The 17,038-nt window shown below is 62.1% G+C and carries 16 protein-coding genes; 10 read left to right on the forward strand and 6 right to left on the reverse strand.

Annotated elements, in window-relative coordinates:
* The first annotated feature begins 3 nt into the window (after positions 1 to 3).
* Positions 4 to 792 carry an ABC transporter ATP-binding protein gene (locus Q6L55_06625; protein ID MEN9258382.1) on the forward strand — a complete coding sequence of 263 codons (789 nt, stop codon included), beginning with the start codon at positions 4 to 6 and terminating at the stop codon, positions 790 to 792.
* Here Q6L55_06625 and Q6L55_06630 read toward each other — a convergent pair.
* The 3 genes from Q6L55_06630 to Q6L55_06640 all read right to left on the reverse strand — a co-directional run bounded on the left by Q6L55_06630 (position 787) and on the right by Q6L55_06640 (position 2,564).
* Positions 787 to 1,404: a DUF3386 family protein gene (locus Q6L55_06630; protein MEN9258383.1), complete on the reverse strand. Its 618-nt coding sequence runs from the start codon at positions 1,402 to 1,404 to the stop codon at positions 787 to 789. The two genes, Q6L55_06625 and Q6L55_06630, sit on opposite strands and share 6 nt — an antisense overlap.
* Before the next feature lie 85 nt (positions 1,405 to 1,489).
* Positions 1,490 to 1,915, reverse strand: a complete 426-nt coding sequence (locus tag Q6L55_06635) for a biopolymer transporter ExbD (protein MEN9258384.1) — start codon at positions 1,913 to 1,915, stop codon at positions 1,490 to 1,492.
* A complete protein-coding gene (locus Q6L55_06640; GenBank protein MEN9258385.1) occupies positions 1,890 to 2,564 on the reverse strand; it encodes a MotA/TolQ/ExbB proton channel family protein in 675 nt (224 codons plus the stop codon). The genes Q6L55_06635 and Q6L55_06640 overlap by 26 nt, the downstream gene beginning before the upstream one ends.
* A 133-nt stretch (positions 2,565 to 2,697) precedes the next feature.
* Between Q6L55_06640 and Q6L55_06645 the strand changes: the two genes are divergently transcribed.
* Together Q6L55_06645 and Q6L55_06650 are read left to right on the forward strand one after the other, a co-directional pair.
* On the forward strand, positions 2,698 to 3,519 hold the full coding sequence (locus Q6L55_06645; GenBank protein MEN9258386.1) for a TonB family protein: 822 nt from the start codon (positions 2,698 to 2,700) through the stop codon (positions 3,517 to 3,519).
* A 98-nt stretch (positions 3,520 to 3,617) separates the two neighbouring features.
* The gene (locus Q6L55_06650; protein ID MEN9258387.1) at positions 3,618 to 5,702 is read left to right on the forward strand and encodes a TIGR00300 family protein; all 2,085 of its coding nucleotides are present in this window, start codon (positions 3,618 to 3,620) and stop codon (positions 5,700 to 5,702) included.
* On the opposite strand, the gene purL is transcribed toward Q6L55_06650, so the two are convergent.
* Together purL and trmH are read right to left on the reverse strand one after the other, a co-directional pair.
* On the reverse strand, positions 5,684 to 7,963 hold the full coding sequence (gene purL, locus Q6L55_06655; GenBank protein MEN9258388.1) for a phosphoribosylformylglycinamidine synthase subunit PurL: 2,280 nt from the start codon (positions 7,961 to 7,963) through the stop codon (positions 5,684 to 5,686). The two genes, Q6L55_06650 and purL, sit on opposite strands and share 19 nt — an antisense overlap.
* Before the next feature lie 10 nt (positions 7,964 to 7,973).
* On the reverse strand, positions 7,974 to 8,630 hold the full coding sequence (trmH, locus tag Q6L55_06660; GenBank protein MEN9258389.1) for a tRNA (guanosine(18)-2'-O)-methyltransferase TrmH: 657 nt from the start codon (positions 8,628 to 8,630) through the stop codon (positions 7,974 to 7,976).
* Between the two features lie 77 nt (positions 8,631 to 8,707).
* Here trmH and Q6L55_06665 point away from each other — a divergent pair, with 77 nt between their 5' ends.
* The 7 genes from Q6L55_06665 to Q6L55_06695 all read left to right on the forward strand — a co-directional run bounded on the left by Q6L55_06665 (position 8,708) and on the right by Q6L55_06695 (position 15,452).
* Complete coding sequence (locus Q6L55_06665; protein MEN9258390.1) at positions 8,708 to 9,433, forward strand: phosphoribosylaminoimidazolesuccinocarboxamide synthase; 726 nt, start codon at positions 8,708 to 8,710, stop codon at positions 9,431 to 9,433.
* A 14-nt stretch (positions 9,434 to 9,447) separates the two neighbouring features.
* Positions 9,448 to 11,319, forward strand: a complete 1,872-nt coding sequence (locus Q6L55_06670) for a BamA/TamA family outer membrane protein (GenBank protein MEN9258391.1) — start codon at positions 9,448 to 9,450, stop codon at positions 11,317 to 11,319.
* Complete coding sequence (lpxC, locus tag Q6L55_06675; GenBank protein MEN9258392.1) at positions 11,319 to 12,149, forward strand: UDP-3-O-acyl-N-acetylglucosamine deacetylase; 831 nt, start codon at positions 11,319 to 11,321, stop codon at positions 12,147 to 12,149. The genes Q6L55_06670 and lpxC overlap by 1 nt, the downstream gene beginning before the upstream one ends.
* An 8-nt stretch (positions 12,150 to 12,157) precedes the next feature.
* Complete coding sequence (locus Q6L55_06680) at positions 12,158 to 12,478, forward strand: DUF2470 domain-containing protein (GenBank protein MEN9258393.1); 321 nt, start codon at positions 12,158 to 12,160, stop codon at positions 12,476 to 12,478.
* The gene (gene lepB / locus Q6L55_06685) at positions 12,475 to 13,122 is read left to right on the forward strand and encodes a signal peptidase I (protein ID MEN9258394.1); all 648 of its coding nucleotides are present in this window, start codon (positions 12,475 to 12,477) and stop codon (positions 13,120 to 13,122) included. Before Q6L55_06680 ends, lepB begins: the two co-directional genes overlap by 4 nt.
* A 276-nt stretch (positions 13,123 to 13,398) precedes the next feature.
* Entirely contained in the window at positions 13,399 to 13,719 is a 321-nt protein-coding gene (locus Q6L55_06690) for a hypothetical protein (GenBank protein ID MEN9258395.1), read from the forward strand.
* 2 nt (positions 13,720 to 13,721) lie between these two features.
* Positions 13,722 to 15,452 carry a penicillin-binding protein 2 gene (locus Q6L55_06695; GenBank protein ID MEN9258396.1) on the forward strand — a complete coding sequence of 577 codons (1,731 nt, stop codon included), beginning with the start codon at positions 13,722 to 13,724 and terminating at the stop codon, positions 15,450 to 15,452.
* A 1-nt stretch (position 15,453) separates the two neighbouring features.
* Here Q6L55_06695 and Q6L55_06700 read toward each other — a convergent pair whose 3' ends face one another.
* Positions 15,454 to 17,037 (reverse strand): ABC transporter ATP-binding protein, encoded by a 1,584-nt coding sequence (locus Q6L55_06700; GenBank protein ID MEN9258397.1) that lies wholly within the window; start codon positions 17,035 to 17,037, stop codon positions 15,454 to 15,456.
* Between the last annotated feature and the right edge of the window lies 1 nt (position 17,038).

The raw sequence follows: 17,038 nt of genomic DNA on the forward strand, positions 1-17,038 counted from the left end.
GCCATGACCACACCCATCCTGGCGGCGGTTGGGGTTACGGGGGGGTATCAGCCTAGGCAACCGGTGGTACGGGGGATTGACCTGGCCGTCCAGCCGGGGGAATGGTTGACGTTGGTGGGTCCCAACGGTTCGGGCAAGTCCACCCTGTTACGGTTGCTGGGCCGGTTGCTGGTTCCTTGTCAGGGGGCGCTGTTGCTTGGGGGACGCCCGCTTTTGAACTACACCCCTCGGGAATTGGCCCGTCATATTGCCCTGTTGCCCCAAACGCCCTTGGTGCCGCCGGGGTTGACGGTGCGGGAAACGGTGAGTCTGGGGCGCTTGCCCTACCAGCGCTGGTGGCAGTGGGATTTAGATACAGCGGGACAAGCGCAGGTGCAATGGGCGCTGGAGCAAATGGAACTTCTCCCTTGGCAGGACCGGCGGGTGAGCGAGTTGTCGGGGGGGCAACGGCAACGGGTGTTTCTGGCCCTGGCTTTGGCCCAGGCACCCCAGATTCTCCTGCTGGATGAACCCACCACCTTTTTAGACCTGCACTACCAACTGGCCCTGCTGAACCAATTACGGTGGCTGCAAAAGGAACAGGGTTTAACGGTGGTGGTGGCTTTGCACGACTTGAACCTGGCTTTACGCTACAGCGACCGGGTGGGACTGATGCACCAGGGGCGGTTGTATGCGGTAGGAGACCCCCAGGCGGTTTTGTGCCCTGACCATTTGGCCGCCGTGTTTGGTCTGGTCGCCCAGGTGCTGCACACCCCCGTGGGTCCCCAAATTCTGGCGCTGGCCCCCCTATAGCAGTTGCAGGTTGTCGAAGGTCAGCTCGTGTTCTTTCCGGGTGCCGTTTTGCTCTTCCACGGCCCGGCGACGGGTGACCGTCCAGTAGGGACCCACCTGTTGGTGTTCATCCCAGAAGCGAAAGGTCATCCCCGGCACCGTTGCCCAATAGGTCTTGGCCATGGCCCCCTCCGGCGTATCCGTGAATTCATCCACATGAATTTCGATGGCATGGGGACCCAGGTGGCGATAGACCATGGTGATGTGATTGTCCTTCAGGTGGTAACGGTTGGTGACGTTGGGGTCCACCTGTACCAGGATTTCCTGGGAACCGTCCGGCTGGGTCGCCCCATAGCTGAACTGGTGGCCTTCGTGTTCCTTTTCAAAGGGCCGCCGCCCCAGATGCGTAATGATTTCCCACATCTGGTGCTCCACCCACTGGCGAATTCCTGCGTCTGTGATGCCGGTTATGGTGCACTTCAAGTTGCGGTCAACCGTCACTTCGCCAGTCGCGCTGCCTAGGCTGCCCTGGTACTGCACCTGCGCCCGGTAACCGGGAAAATCCGGCCCCCAGGTGTAGCGATGCTCGTAGGCGGCCCGGAAAAAGTCCACTGCTGGTGTCATCGTTTGCATGGAAGTGCCCTCCTGGTTAACGGCTTATTGACAATTGACAGTCAACTGGGTTCTCCTCTCCGCTTACCCTATCACTTCCCCGGCCTTAACGACCAGCGGCTCCTGGGCGCGTGGCAATGGCTACCTGGATTGTCGGCATTTGCCGCAGTTGGTCTAACACCGCCACCACCTGCCCATGGGGAACCCGTGCATCCGCCCGCAACAGAACCACCAGCCGCTCATCCGGCCTTTGCAGCGTCCGGAGCCGGGATGACAACGCCTGCAACGTCAACGGTTGCCCCTGGAGAAACAACGCCCCCTCATGGGTCAAGGTTAAGGTGACCGTCTGGAGCTTTTGCGCCCGCGTGGTGGCCGCCTGGGGCAGTTGCACCTCCAGTCCTTCCGCCCGCGTAAGAAAAATAGACGCAAGGATAAAAAAGGCCAACACGGAAAACACCACGTCAATCATGGGTACCAGGTTGACCTCCGGGGGGGTGTCGTGGTCGCTATCGAGGGGAAACATGCTGCCCATTCTCCCATGGCTGCGTTTCGTACCATTCGGCGTAGATCAGCTCCAAATGCCCCATCACCTCCTGCAGTAACGCCAACTGCCGCCGGTAAAAACTGCGAAAGAGACTGGCCACCGCCAGCGTGCCGATGGCAATCACCAGCCCCATGGCCGTGGAAATCAACGCTTCGCTGACTCCACCTGTGACTTCCAGCGCCCGCGTGCCCCCAATGTTTCCCAAAGACAAGGAAGAAAATGCCCGGATCAATCCCGTGACCGTCCCTAACAGTCCTAGCAACGGCGCCACCGTCACCGTGGTATCCAGCACCGTTTGAAACCGCCGCAACCGGGGCAACTCCCGCTGGGCCGCACTCAACAGGGCAACACGAAACCGCTCCGGGGGCAACAACTTACTGCCGCTGACTGCTGCGGTCAACGCCCGTTCCCAGACTCGCACCCAAGGCACCTGCACAAACCGCGTTGCCTGCTGACGTATCCAGTCCGGTCCCTTGTCATAGGCCGACAAGAGTTCTGCCAAGGCCCGCCCCTGCAACCGGTGTAACCGCCCCCAAAACCAACATCGCTCCCCGGCACAGGCCAAGACCAGTACCGAAAGGGCCAGCAGGGGATAAACCACAACTCCCCCCGCCGCCAAAAATTGACTGGGCTGCATATCCGCATCACCACCCTTAGCCGTTAAAATACTCTTATCGCTAGTTAATGTCAACTGCAATAGGGTTAAACAGAAACGGCTAGGGGCTACCATACTCGCCGTTAACTGGGATCGGCTAGTTGGGGGATGGACCATGACGCTGTTGATTCGCACCAATGAGTTGCCCAGGGAATCCCGATTGGGTGTTTGGTTGCTGGGGTCGGTGCTGGTGCATGGTCTGGTCCTGCTCAGCCTGGTACGGGGCTGGTGGGACCCTTGGCGCCCTCCAGAAGAAGAACCCCTAGCGCCGGTGCAATTGGTGGTCGAACCCGAGCCACCACTACCTGTCACTCCGCCTCCGCGGCAACCGATGCCACCCACGCCGCAGGTGCGCGCCACTTTTGGTTCCCCACGCCCCCCGGTGTTCAGCCCTCCATCCCAGCCGGTGACGACGGCACCTACTGCTGCTGTTGCACCACCGACTGGGGAACCACGTCCTTCGCCGGTGCTCCCTCCACGAACCCACCGTCCAGGGATGCCCATGCCCGGTGAAGGGCCAGAGGCCTTGGGTCCTGCACCCCCTAATGCCGAAAGTCCGACTGTCGGCGGTAGCGCACCTACACCGAGTTTTGAGTCGGCTGCAGAGGCTCTCGCACCGGTGGCGCCCCCTGCCCCCAAGGAATCCAGCACTCCAACCGCTCCAGGAACGCCGGTGGCTGTAGCCCCCGTGACCTGTGTGCGTTGTCCCCAGCCCCCCTATCCGGCTCACCTGCGGCAACAGGGGATGGAAGGGCGGGTGGCGTTGACGATTGATGTGGGACCGGACGGGCGGGTCACAGCCGTCAACCTGCGCCAATCGAGCGGGTCACCCCAGTTGGACGAGGTGGCCATCCAGGCGGTGTGGCGCTGGCAATTTACCACTAGTTCCCAAGGACGCCAGGGTTTGAACGTCTCGGTGCGGTTTCAGTTGCGCTAAATAACGTAACTTTTGATACAAGACCTAGGCACCTTACCATGGCAGTGTTACTCTCGTTGTCCATGATGACCCGGTAGCATCCTGAGGTACGCTCTCCGATGAGCCGTCTGCGTTATTTGATGTGTCCGCCTGACCATTACCAGGTGAATTACGTGATCAACCCCTGGATGGAGGGCAATGTCCACCGCTCGTCCCAGCCCCAGGCGTTAGAGCAATGGCAGCGGTTGTACCAGCTGGTGCAGCAATACGCAGATGTGGCCTTGATCACACCGGCGCCCGGTTGGCCGGATATGGTGTTCACGGCCAATGCCGGGTTGGTGGTCAACCGGCAGGTGGTGTTGAGTCGTTTCTACTATCCCGAGCGCCAAGGGGAGCAGCCCTACTTTCGGGATTGGTTTGCCGCCCAGGGGTATCAGGTGCGGGAGTTGCCGGAGGGAATTGCCTTTGAGGGGGCCGGAGATGCTCTGTTGGACCGGGGCGCCGGTTGGCTGTGGTGTGGCTATGGCTTTCGCACCATGTTGGAGGCCCATCCCTATTTGGCCAAGTGGTTGTCTTTGGAGGTCCTATCGCTGCGTTTGATTGACAAGCGTTTTTATCATCTGGACACCTGCTTTTGCCCCCTGAGCGATGGCTATTTGTTGTACTATCCCCCGGCGTTTGACACCTACTCTAATCATTTGATCGAGCGGCGGGTCCCCCCGGAGAAACGGATTCCTGTGGGTGAGGCGGATGCGATTCGCTTTGCCTGCAATGCGGTGGAAATCAACCGCGTGGTGATCGCAAACACCATGAGTGCTGCCTTGCAGGAGCGGCTGCACCGGTTGGGCTTTAGGGTTATCACCACCGATTTGAGCGAATTTATCAAGGCGGGGGGGGCGGCCAAGTGTCTGACCCTGCGTTTGGATGAAGCGGTCGCCCCTGTCCCGGCGGTGGCGGAGGTCGCCCGGCGCTTGGTTTCCCTGCAAGGGCACCTGGTGGACAGCAATTTGTTGACAGAGGCCCTGGACCGGATTACCGATGGGGGTGGCAGTTTTCAAATCGAGCGGCTGCACTTGGGGGCCCATCGGCCTGATCCTTCGGAGATTCACCTGTGGGTGTCGGCGCCGACAGAGGCGGTCTTGGACGATATTTTGAATAACTTAATTGACCTGGGGGCGCGGCTGGCCGATAGCACGGAAACACCGGTGCGCCTGGAACCCGTGACCCAACCCGGGGTGGCGCCGGAGGAGTTTTACGTCACTACGATCTATCCCACCGAGATTTATCACCAAAACCGCTGGATCCGGGTGCAAAAGCAACGGATGGATGCGGTGATCGTGGTGGAGGGGGATACGGCCACCTGTCGTTTGCTGCGGGATTTGCAGGTGGGGGACCTGGTGGTGTGTGGCGTGGACGGGATTCGCACCCTGCATAGACCCACCCAGGAGCGCAGCCAGGAGTTTGGGTTTATGGAATCGGGGGTATCCAGCGAGCGGCGGGTGGAACTGGTGGTGGAGGAAATTGCCTGGGAGCTGCGGCGTATTCGGGAACGGGGCGGCAAAACGGTGGTGGTGGCAGGGCCGGTGACGATCCACACCGGGGGCGGTCCCCACCTGGCTACCCTGATTCGCGAGGGCTATGTGCAGGTGCTGCTGGGGGGTAACGCCATTGCCGTCCATGACCTGGAGCAAAGTCTATACGGCACATCCCTGGGGGTGGACCTGGCCCGGGGGCGCGTCGTCAAGGGCGGGCACCGGCATCACCTGAAAACCATCAATCTCATCCGGCGCTATGGCAGTATCCGGGCGGCGGTGGAGGCGGGGGTGATCCGGTCGGGCATTTTTTACGAGTGCATTCGCCGGGGGGTGCCCTTTTCCCTGGCCGGTTCCATCCGTGACGACGGGCCGCTGCCGGAAACGCGCATGGATTTGCTGCAAGCTCAAGCGGAATATGCCCAGTTGCTCGAGGGGGCGGACTTGATCCTGATGCTGGCGACTATGCTCCATTCGATTGGGGTGGGCAACATGACGCCGGCGGGGGTGAAGTTGATCTGTGTGGACATCAACCCGGCGGTGGTGACCAAATTGGCTGACCGGGGGTCCCTGGAATCGGTGGGGGTGGTGACCGATGTGGGGCTGTTTTTGAGCTTGTTGGTGCGGCAGTTGCAGCAGTTGGGACAGCCTTATCAGCTAGCCACCCGTTGAGGGGGAGACAGGGGCGTGGCCAAACGTCGGGGTAATGCTGCTTCCCAGGTCTGGCGCAGAACGGCCACCGGCAGGTCAATGAGGGTGTGCTCAGGGGTGCGAATCACCAGGGATGGTCCGCCGATAACCCCCCAATAGCCCCATGCGCCGGGTAAATGTTGAGTCAAATAGGCTTCCCAAGCAGCCTGAAATTCCGGCGCCACCGTCACCCAAATCCGGCTGCCCCCTTCGCCAAAGAGCCATTCATCCCAGCGGCAACCCACCGGCGGTTCCCCCTGGAGCACCACGCCCTGATCACCGGCAATGGCCATTTCCGCCAGGGCCACGACTACGCCCCCATCGCTGACATCGTGGGCTGCCGTAACCCACCCCTGGGCAATGCCGTAGCGACAGGCTGCCTGTACCCGTTTTTCCCGTGCCAAATCCACTGCCGGCGGGCGCCCGGTCACCAAGCCATGAATGGCCGCCAGGTACTCCGAACCCCCTAGCCCACCGGCTGGTTGGCCCCAGGGCACCCCCAGCAGATATAACCGGTGGCTGGCAATCCACTGCATCGTACAGCGCCGGCGAATATCGGCCACCCGTCCCACCATGCCTACCACCGGCGTTGGGTAAATAGCTTGCCCCTGGGTCTCGTTGTACAGGGACACATTGCCCCCCGTCACCGGCGTGCCCAATTCCCGACAGGCCTGGGCCAATCCCCGGCAGGCCATGGCCAACTGCCAATAAATCTCCGGTTTCTCCGGCGACCCGAAATTCAAGTTATCCGTCACGGCCAAGGGTTCGGCCCCCACGCAGGACAGATTGCGCGCCGCCTCCGCCACGATGGCCATGGCCCCCCGTTCCGGGTCAAGCCACACCCACCGCCCGTTGCCGTCCATCGTTGCCGCTACTCCCAACACCCCCTGCACCCGCAGCACCGCCGCATCCGCCATCCCCGGCAGCACCACCGTATTGTTTTGCACCTGGTGGTCGTACTGGCGATAAATCCAGCGCTTGCTGGCTAGGTTGGGTTGGTCGAGTAGCGTCAGCAGGAGTTCATTCCAGGAGCGCCCTCCTACCCCCTGAGGCGTCGCTGGCGGTAGGGTTTCCCCTCTCCAGGCCCAATGACGCTGGAGGTCAGGCGGTGGCTCCGGCAAGATCTCCCGCTGATAAACAGGGGTGTCCGTCGCCAAAGCGGCTGCCGGAATCTGGGCCACCGGCTTTCCTTGATACACCACCTGCACCTCCGGTTCAGGAATCACCTCCCCCACCACCACGGCCGCCAGACCCCAGCGCCGGAAGATAGGGAGCACCTCCGCCTCACGGCCCCGGGCCACCACCAGCAGCATGCGCTCTTGGGACTCCGACAGCATCAGCTCCAGAGGCTGCATCCCCGTTTCCCGCACCGGCACGGCGTCCAGGTTCAAGCGAATCCCGACTCCCCCCTTGGCGGCCATTTCCGCCGTGGCACAGGTCAACCCTGCCGCCCCCATATCCTGGCAAGCCACCACCGCCCCCGTTGCCAACGCCTCCAGACAGGCTTCAATCAAGCACTTTTCCAAAAAGGGGTCCCCCACCTGCACCGCCGGGCGTTGGGCCTGGGTATCTTCCCCCAGCTCAGCACTGGCAAAGCTAGCCCCGCCGATGCCATCCCGCCCCGTTGTGGCTCCCACATACACCACCGGATTGCCCACGCCCTGCGCCGCCGACGGCATGACCCGGGGTTGAGTCAAAAGGCCCAGGGCCATCACATTCACCAGGGGATTGTCCCGATAGACCGGGTCGAAATAGACCTCGCCCCCCACCGTCGGCACCCCCACGCAATTGCCATAGTGGGCGATGCCCGCTACCACCCCTGTCAGCAACAGGCGACTGCGGCTATCTTCTAGGGGACCAAACCGCAGGGAATTGAGCAGGGCCACCGGTCGCGCCCCCAGGGTAAAGATATCCCGCAGGATGCCCCCCACCCCCGTTGCCGCCCCCTGGAACGGCTCAACCGCCGACGGATGGTTGTGGGATTCCACCTTAAAGGCCAGGTACACCCCCCCCAGGTCCACCACGCCGGCATTCTCCCCTGGCCCCACCACCACCTGCGGCCCCTGGGTGGGCAACTGGCGCAACAACGGTTTGGAGTTCTTATAGCAGCAGTGCTCCGACCACATCACCCCAAACATGCCCAGTTCCAGGCGATTGGGGGGACGGCCCAATTTTTCACACACCAGGCGATACTCCTGGGGCGTCAGGCCCGTGCGCTCCAGGTCAGGGGGCAAGGTTTCCATGTCTTGCATTCTACGACGCCGTGACCATCCACGCCCGCAAGGTCTCTAGGTCAGGCGCAGGTCGGTTCTGCTGGCAATACCGGGCTGCGGTTTCCGGGTCCAGCCAAGCCAGGATTTGTTGGGCCATTTGTTCCGGCGTCAAACGGGGACGGTCGTACAACCCCGCCTGGAGACGTTGGCGCTGGGCCTCAAATAGGATCACCGCCGTTGCCACGGACACATTCAACGACTGCACCATCCCCAGCATGGGAATCACGATGTGTCGGTCGGCCAGGGCGGCGGTTGTCTCGCTCACGCCGGATTTTTCGTTGCCCACCACGATGGCTGTGGGTTGGGTGTAGTCCACCTGCCGGTAATCCACCGCCGTTGGGGATAAATGGGCCGCTAGTACCTGCATCCCCTGGCTCCGCAAATAGGCGATGGCTTGCTCTAGGGTCGGATGCACCACCAGGTTTACCCATTTTTCGGCGCTGGCGCTGGTTTCGTTGTAGGTGGGAACGCCGCCGGTGGGATTGACCGCATGCACCTGACCGATACCCACCGCATCGCAACTGCGCAGGATGGCGCTCAAGTTGTGGGGTTTGTGGACCGCCTCCGCCAGCACCGTCAAATCCGGTTGTCGTCGCTGGAGCACCTGTAGGAGCCGTTGCCACCGTCGTTCCGTCATCCTGGGGTTGCTTGCCTCACCGGAGTTCTATTGTAGGCAGGCCGCGTAAACTGGAAAAAAAAGCGGGAGACCCGACGGTGACCCACTACGAAGGCAAAGCCAAAATTGTCATTCCCACCGAACACCCCGGCGTGCTGCAGCTGCACTTCAAGGACGACGTTACGGCCTTCGATGCCCAAAAAAAAGGCCAGATTCGCAGCAAGGGAGCGATCAACTGCACCATCAGCAGCCATCTGTTTCAGTACCTAGAGCGGCGAGGAATTCCCACCCACTTTCTGGCCCAGGTGGCGCCAGCGGTGATGGAAGTCAAAGCCCTGCAGATGTTTCCCCTGGAGGTGGTGGTGCGCAACCGGGCCGCCGGTCGTCTGTGCCGGGAAACGGGTTTACCCCTGGGAATGGAATTACACCCCCCCCTGGTGGAGTTTTATTACAAAAATGATGCCTTGAGCGACCCCCTGCTGACCCCGGACCGCTTGCGGTTGCTCCAGTTGGCCACCCCGGAGCAGGTGCAGGCCCTGACCCGGTTGGCGGAACAGATCAATGCCCACCTGCGTCCCCTTTTTGCGGAATGTGGCCTCTTGCTGATAGACTGCAAACTGGAGTTTGGTCAGGACGGGGACGGGAACATCCTGTTGGCGGATGAGATCAGCCCCGATACCTGTCGGTTCTGGTTGGCCGGGGAAACCGACCCACAGCGGCGAGTGGTGGACAAAGACCGCTTTCGCTATGACCTGGGGGAGGTGGAGGCAGCCTACCAACTGGTCCTGGAACGGGTCTTGCAGCAAGCGCCCAAGTGCTCCTAATGGTGTGGTGTGATATGCGCTCCTACGTACTCACAGCGGGTTTTGCAAGCGTCTTCGCCGCTTGGATGGCCTGGCCGGCCCATGCCCAGACGGTTACCCCTCCAGCCTCCCCCATGGCCCAGGTGGAACAGTCCCCAGAGCCGGAACCCCGGGTGTTGGTGGCGGAAGTGCTGGTAGAGGGGGCAGAGGGAGCACTGCTAGATGCAGTTTTTGGCGCCATTCGCACCCGTCCGGGGTTCACCACGACCCGCACCCAGTTGCAACGGGATATTGACGCCATCTTTGCCACCGGTTGGTTCCAGAATGTGGAGGCAATTCCGGAGGACACGCCCCTGGGGGTACGGATTCGCTTTGTGGTGCAGCCCAACCCGGTATTGAAGCAGGTCAATTTGGTAGGCACCAAGGTCTTGCCCCAGCAGGTGGCGGATGAAATTTTTACGCCCCTGTACGGCGAAGTGTTAAATTTCCGCAGTTTGCAGCAGGGCATCCAGCGCCTCAACGAATGGTACAAGAAAAATGGCTACCCGCTGGGGCAGGTTATCGGCACGCCCAAGGTGGATGAACAGGGGGTGGTGACCCTAGAGGTGGCCGAGGGGGTGATTGCCGACATTCGCATCCGCTACCTCAACGCCAAGGACGAGGAGGTGCGGGGGAAAACGCGACCCTATGTCATCCTGCGGGAGTTGCAGCAGAAACCGGGGGATGTATTCAACGAAAAGGCGGCCCAGCGGGATTTGCAAACTCTGTTTGGGTTGGGGGTTTTTGAGGATGTGCGCCTGAACCTGGAACCGGCGGAAGACCCCCGCAAGGCCGTGGTGGTGTTGACGGTGGTGGAGGCGCGCACGGGTTCGATTAATTTTGGGGCAGGGTATAGCACGGCGACGGGCTTTTTCGGGTCCCTGGGGTATTCCGAGCGTAATTTGGGAGGGCGACTGCAAACCCTGAATGTGAATATCCAGGGGGGCGAGCGGGATATTTTGTTTGATGTCAACTTCCGGGACCCCTGGCTGGCCTTTGACCCCGGCCGACTTTCCCTATCCGCTAGTGTGTTTAACCGGCGGTCGTTTTCCTATATCTTCAGCGGTGGGGAAACGCCGGTGGATTTGCCCAACGGGGATACGCCCCGGGTCAACCGATTGGGGACGATTATTGATTTCAGCCGTCCGTTTCCGGGGAACTGGCGGGGCACGGTGGGGATCAGCTACCAGCGGGTTTCTATTCTGGACGGGGATAACCGGGTGTCGCCGGTGGATGAACTGGGCAACCGCCTGTCGGTCAGCCGTTCGGGGATTGACGACCTGCTGCAGGTGAACCTGGGGGCGACCAAGGACGAGCGGGACAATCCCCTGGACCCGACGCGGGGGTGGGTGTTGCGCTTGGGCTATAGTCAGGCACTGCCGGTGGGGGCGGCGGCCATTTCCCAAAGTCGTCTGCGGGCCAGCTACAGCCACTACATCCCCGTGAAGCTGTTGCAGTTCCAGCGGGACAAACCGGAGGTACTGGCGTTTAATGTGCAGGGGGGGACCATCCTGGGACGCATGGCTCCCTATGAGGCCTTTAGCCTGGGGGGAACGGACTCGGTGCGGGGCTGGGGGGAAGGGGAGCTGGGTACCGGTCGTAGTTTCTTCCAGGCCACGGCGGAGTATCGTTTCCCCATCTTCAACATCGTGCGGGGGGCGCTGTTTGTGGACTACGGCAGCACCTTAGGTAGCCAAGATGATGTGCCGGGCAATCCGGGTGGCATTCGGGGGAAACCGGGCCAGGGATGGGGCTACGGGATTGGGGTGCGCTTGGCGGCGCCGTTTTTGGGCAATTTGCGCATTGACTTTGGCTGGAACGACCGGGGCGGCAATCAGATCACCTTTGGGGTGGGAGAGCGCTTCTGATGGGGGTAACCCTGGCGGGCGTGGGGTTGCACACGGGCCAACACAGCGTGGTGACGTTGGAATTGGCGGCGCCGGGGACCGGACGGGTGTTTTACCGGGAAGGACGCCCGATTCCGGCCCACATCCAGGCGGTGCAACCCAGTGCCTTGTGTACTACCCTGGCGTGGGGGGCAGACCGGGTGCACACGGTGGAGCATTTGTTGGCGGCGCTGCTGGGGCTGGGGATTGACGATGTGGCCATTCACGTGACGGGGGAGGAGATTCCCCTGCTGGATGGTTCGGCGCAGCCCTGGGTGGAGCAGGTGCAGGGGTGGGGGCGGGGCGCACCGACGGTCCGGGGAACAATCCAGGAACCGGTGGTCATCAGCGAGGGTGACCGGCTGGTGGCGGCTTTGCCGTCGGACCAATTGTTGGTGAGCTATGGGATCGATTTCCCGGATTACCCCGCCATTGGCCGGCAGTGGGTGACGTGGGTGCCCAGTCAAGAACCCTTTGCTACGGCGATTGCCCCGGCGCGGACCTTTGGCCTGGCGGACCAGGTCGCCCATTGGCAAGACCAGGGTTTAATCCGGGGTGGGAGTTTGGCCAATGCCCTGGTGTGCGACCGGGAGCGGGGCTGGTTGAATCCCCCCCTGCGATTTCCCGATGAACCGGCGCGGCACAAGCTGCTGGATTTTTTGGGGGACTTGGCCCTGCTGGGGACGCTCCCGTGCGGCCATTACCTGGCCTATAAAGCCGGGCATCGGTTGCACACCCAATTGGTGGCGAAACTGTGGACGCGGGATGGCACTTGCAGTACGATGGGCTTTAGCAGTGTCCACAACCGATAGGAATTCCCATGAATGATCCCACGAATGAGGCCCCTCAGCCAGCCTCAGATTTTCCGCTGGAAGCTAGCGTGCGTATCTGCCGCCACATGAACCAAGACCATGCCGATGCAGTGCTGCTGTATGCCCGGGGGCTAGCCGGCATCCTAGAAGCGACGGCGGCGACGATGGAGGCCATTGACTGTACGGGGATGGATTTGCGGGTGTGGCAGGGGGAGACGTCTACGGCGATTCGCATTGAATTTCCCACCCCCTTGAGTGGTCCGAAGGCAGCTCATCACTGTCTGGTGGAATTGGTGGAGCAGGCACGGCAACGGTTGGCATCGCGATGAAGGGGACGCGTTGGCGAGGGTGGCTGGCGCAAATGTTGCCCACCTTGCTGGTGGCGGTGGCCTTGGCGCTGCTGTTGCGCTGGGGGGTGGCCGAACCCCGCTATATCCCCTCTGGCTCCATGCTGCCGACGTTGCAGTTGGGGGACCGGCTGGTGGTGGAAAAAATCTCCCATCACTGGCGCCACTGGCAGCGGGGAGATATTGTGGTGTTTTCGCCGCCACCGGCTCTGTTACTCCAGGGGTATCGCCCGGAGGATGTACTCATCAAGCGGGTGGTGGCCCTGCCGGGGGAAACGGTGGAAATTCGCCAAGGGCGGGTCTGGGTCAACGGCGAACCCCTGGAAGAACCCTATGTGGCCCAACCCCCGAACTATACCTGGGGACCAGCAGTGGTGCCGGAGGGGTATCTGTTTGTCTTGGGGGACAATCGCAACGCCAGCAACGATTCCCATGTGTGGGGGTTTTTGGACCAGCGGCTGGTGCGGGGGCGGGCCTGGGTGCGCTTTTGGCCCTGGCCAGTCCAGGTGTATGCCACATCGCCCCAGGGGGCCAGATTCTCTGAACGAGTGGCTGACCTAACCCTGTTAAGCCGGAGGAAGCACCAACCCTTGTCTGAGGATGCCGTTGGCGGTGGTTACGCCTGAAGAAAAGTCCCAGGGGCAACGTTGGTTGTCTGGAATTGGCCGGGATGGGGACGGCTAACTTTTCATCCAGGGAAGCCATCGCTTACACTGGAACCGGGGAACTTCCCGTCCGGTGGCAGCGGTCTTTGAGCTGACGGCAATGCCCACTACTGATTGAATAACTTGAATAACTAGGAGTGAATCATGGCTTTACCTGCACCTTCGGCCCCCCCCGACGTCCCCATTCGCCCTCACTCCGCAAGCATTGTTCCCCGCTCACGCACCGGCCAAGCCCCTTTGTCCCTGCGACGGGTTTATCGCCTGACTCAGGGGATGGTCATAGGCTTGAGTGGCGCAACTTTGGTGCTCTACGCCGCAACGGTTGGGGCAGAAATGTGCTGGCAGCGGCAATATGACTACCTACTGGCATTGCGTCAACAGCGTCAGGAACTTATGGCTGCGACAGCCGCGTTACAACGGCATTTGAGTCAAGCTCCAGTGCCGGGAATGGTGGCCCAAACCCCTGGCCAAACGGTGTTCATTCAGCCGGCCCCGCCCCGTCCGCCCCGTCCTGTACCGGTGCAGCCGACCCCCTTCTGGCCCCTCGAAGGATATTGACCATGGCGGTCACCCCTTTGCGCCCCAGTCAAGTACGGGTGCATTTGGCGCGGCAACGCTGGCGCTTGCGCTTGGTCTGGCTGGGGTTCACCCTAGGTGTGTTGGGGTTGGCGGCGCGCTTGGTCTATTTGCAGGTGGTGCAGGCGGAGTGGTTACGGGAACGGGCAGCGCAGCAACAAAAGGTCCTGGTGCGTCAGCCTTTGCCCCGCCGGACGGTGGTGGATGCCCAGGGGACGGTGCTGGCCCTGGACCAACCGGTGTATGAACTCTACGCCCATCCCCGCCTGTTCAAGCGACCGGCAGACCAGATTGCCCAGGCGTTAGCCCCCCTCCTGAACCGACCGGTGAGCGCGCTCATGCCGGAGTTGCAACGGGCACCCACTGGGATTCCCCTGGCGCGGGAACTACCGCCTGCCGTGGCCAACCAGATTGAACAGTTACGCCTGGATGGGTTGGAATTGGTGGCAGGGTTCCAGCGGTTGTATCCCCAGGGCCGGGTGGCGGCGGAAGTGGTGGGTTATGTCAACCGGGAACGCCGGGGCCAAGCGGGGGTGGAATTAAGCCAGGAGGAGTTGTTGCGCCAGACCAGTTTTCCGGCCTGGTTGACCCACGACGGGCGCGGCCATTACCAGAGCACCACCTTGCCCACCGGTTGGCTCCTGGACGACCCACGTCAGTTGCGGTTGACGATTGATGTGCGGTTGCAGCGCAGCGCCCAACAAGCCCTCCAGCAGGCCCTGACCCGTTTCCAGGCCAAACGGGGTGCAGTGATCGTCATGCGGGTCCAAGACGGAGCCATCCGGGCGCTGGTGGTGGAACCCAGTTATGACCCCAACCAGTTTTTTCGTTTTCCCTTGGAACGGTTCAAAAACTGGGCGGTAACCGACCTGTACGAGCCGGGGTCCACCTTCAAGCCCATTAATGTGGCCATTGCCCTAGAGAGCGGACGGGTGCGACCGGACCAGGTGGTTTACGACGAAGGACGAATCATTGTCGGGGGCTGGCCCATCCAGAACTTTGACGCCCAAGGGGGTGGTCTCTTGACCATTAGCCAAATCCTGGAGCGATCCAGCAATGTGGCTATGGTGAGGCTGATGGAACAGTTGCCCCGCGCCGATTACTACCAGGCCCTGCGCCGGTTGGGCTTGGGGGACGAACTGACTACCGATTTGCCCTTCATCAGCCCCACTAGCCTGAAATCCCGGGAGGAATTTGTCAACTATCCAGTGGAGGCGGCGACGGCTTCCTTTGGTCAGGGTTTGGCCCTCACCCCCCTGAAGTTGGCCCAACTCTACGCGGCTATCGGCAACGGCGGCTGGCTGGTGACCCCCCACGTGGTGGCCGGTCTATGGCATCCCCAGAACCGGGAATTGACCCCCCTGGCGCGCTCCCAACCGGTGCGGGTGTTTTCCCAGACCACCTGTGCGGCGGTGGTGCAGATGCTGGAACGGGTGGTGGAACGGGGCACGGGTCAACCGGCGCGCATCCCCCGTTATCGCCTGGGGGGCAAGACCGGCACCGCCCAGAAAGCGGGGGTGGGAGGCTACCGCAGCGGCAAAATCACCAGTTTTGTAGCTCTGTTTCCCGTGCCCCGGCCGCAATACGTGGTCCTGGCTGTGGCCGACGAACCCCAAGCCGCCAACGCCTTTGGCGCTACGGTCACTGCACCGGTGGTCAAGGCTGTCCTTGAACGCCTGATTGTCCTGGAGGGCATTCCCCCCAACGGCAAGTAATCTACAGGCCGCTGGCGTGCAGCAGGGTCTGGGTGTAGGGGTGTTGGGGTTGGGTGAGCACGTCTGCCGCCGGCCCGTACTCCACCATCTGTCCCTGGTGCAGCACCGCCACCGTATGACAAAAATGGCGCGCCACCCGCAGGTCATGGGTAATCCACACCAGTGTTAACCCTAATTCCTGGCGCAGGCGGGCCAGCAGTTCCAGGATTTGCACCTGCACCTGGGCATCCAGCATGCTCACCGCCTCATCGCAGACCAGCACCTGGGGTTGCACCAACAAGGCCCGGGCAATGGCCACCCGCTGTTGTTGTCCACCCGACAGTTGCCGGGGATAGCGAGATAACAAGGCCGGGGATAGACCCACCTGTTCCAGTACCCTAGCGATCCATGCCTGGGCTTGGCGTCCCTGGGCCAGGCGGTGAATGCGCAACGGCTCCTGCAAAATCTGTTCGACAGTCAGCAGGGGATTCAAACAGGCGCGGGGGTCCTGGAAGATGAGTTGGAGATGACGGCGATAGGGACGTAGTTGCCGGGGCCGGAGCGCGGTCACTTCCTGGTCTTGCCAGTACACCTGTCCCTGAGTGGGCCGGATAAGCCGCAACAGGATGCGGGCGCACGTACTCTTACCCGACCCCGATGCCCCCACCAGCCCCAAAGTTTCCCCTGGCCGCACCTGGAGGTCAATACCGTCAAGCACCCGTAACCGGGGCGGTGGTGACCAGCCCAAGACCTGACCTAGATGGCGAGGGGGCAACGGGTAATCGTGCACAATCCGGCGCAATGTTATACAGGGGGGCTGCTCCGGCAAAGGGGGCAAGGGCCAGGTCCGGGTTAAGGCCGCCTCCCGCAGTGCCTGGGTATAGGGGTGCTGGGGACAAGCAAGCACCTGGGCCACCAACCCCTGCTCCACAACATGTCCCTGGTGCAGCACCACCACCCGCTGGCAGTAGCGACTCACCCAGTGCAGGTCGTGAGAAATGAGCAGCAAACCCGGGGCCAAACGCACCAGCAGGTCTAGAATTTCCCGGGCGACCGTCCCATCGAGGGCGGTGGTCGGTTCATCGGCAATTACCAAACGGGGCTTGAGGAGCAACGCCAAAGCCATGCCCACCCGCTGCCGCATGCCCCCCGACAATTGGTGCGGGTACTGACCCCAACAGCGCCGGGGCAACTGCACCGCCTCCAACATCGCCAGCCCAATGGCCTTGGCCTCCTGGGCACTCAGCGACCGGTGCGCCTGCAACGTCTCCTGCAGATGCTCCCCCACCGTCATCAGGGGATTCAGGCGCGTCAGCGGGTCCTGGAACACAAACCCCACCATTTCCCCCCGCAGGCGCCGCAACTGCTGAGCCGATAGGGTGGTCACCTCCACACCCCCGATCCGGATATGCCCCTGCACCCGACTCCCAGGTGGCAACAGACCCACCAGCGCTCGTCCCAAGGTGGATTTACCCGACCCCGACTCCCCCACCACCCCCCACCGGTCCCCCCGCCCCCAGTCCAAAAGCAAATCCCTGAGGGACCCATCCCCCTCGGGATAGGCCACCCACAACCCCCGTACCGCCAGCAATTGGTCGCCCGTCACG

The sequence above is a fragment of the Gloeomargarita sp. SRBZ-1_bins_9 genome (assembly GCA_039794565.1).
Classification (GTDB): Bacteria; Cyanobacteriota; Cyanobacteriia; order Gloeomargaritales; family Gloeomargaritaceae; genus Gloeomargarita.

Bases quoted from the DNA above. Each gene is read 5' to 3' on its own strand.
- Q6L55_06635 (MEN9258384.1), bottom strand. From the start codon at position 1,915: ATGGGCAGCATGTTTCCCCTCGATAGCGACCACGACACCCCCCCGGAG.
- Q6L55_06650 (MEN9258387.1), top strand. From the start codon at position 3,618: ATGAGCCGTCTGCGTTATTTGATGTGTCCGCCTGACCATTACCAGGTG.
- Q6L55_06695 (MEN9258396.1), top strand. From the start codon at position 13,722: ATGGCGGTCACCCCTTTGCGCCCCAGTCAAGTACGGGTGCATTTGGCG.
- purL (MEN9258388.1), bottom strand. From the start codon at position 7,963: ATGGAAACCTTGCCCCCTGACCTGGAGCGCACGGGCCTGACGCCCCAG.
- Q6L55_06645 (MEN9258386.1), top strand. From the start codon at position 2,698: ATGACGCTGTTGATTCGCACCAATGAGTTGCCCAGGGAATCCCGATTG.
- Q6L55_06670 (MEN9258391.1), top strand. From the start codon at position 9,448: ATGCGCTCCTACGTACTCACAGCGGGTTTTGCAAGCGTCTTCGCCGCT.
- Q6L55_06630 (MEN9258383.1), bottom strand. From the start codon at position 1,404: ATGCAAACGATGACACCAGCAGTGGACTTTTTCCGGGCCGCCTACGAG.
- Q6L55_06640 (MEN9258385.1), bottom strand. From the start codon at position 2,564: ATGCAGCCCAGTCAATTTTTGGCGGCGGGGGGAGTTGTGGTTTATCCC.
- trmH (MEN9258389.1), bottom strand. From the start codon at position 8,630: ATGACGGAACGACGGTGGCAACGGCTCCTACAGGTGCTCCAGCGACGA.
- lpxC (MEN9258392.1), top strand. From the start codon at position 11,319: ATGGGGGTAACCCTGGCGGGCGTGGGGTTGCACACGGGCCAACACAGC.
- Q6L55_06625 (MEN9258382.1), top strand. From the start codon at position 4: ATGACCACACCCATCCTGGCGGCGGTTGGGGTTACGGGGGGGTATCAG.
- Q6L55_06680 (MEN9258393.1), top strand. From the start codon at position 12,158: ATGAATGATCCCACGAATGAGGCCCCTCAGCCAGCCTCAGATTTTCCG.
- lepB (MEN9258394.1), top strand. From the start codon at position 12,475: ATGAAGGGGACGCGTTGGCGAGGGTGGCTGGCGCAAATGTTGCCCACC.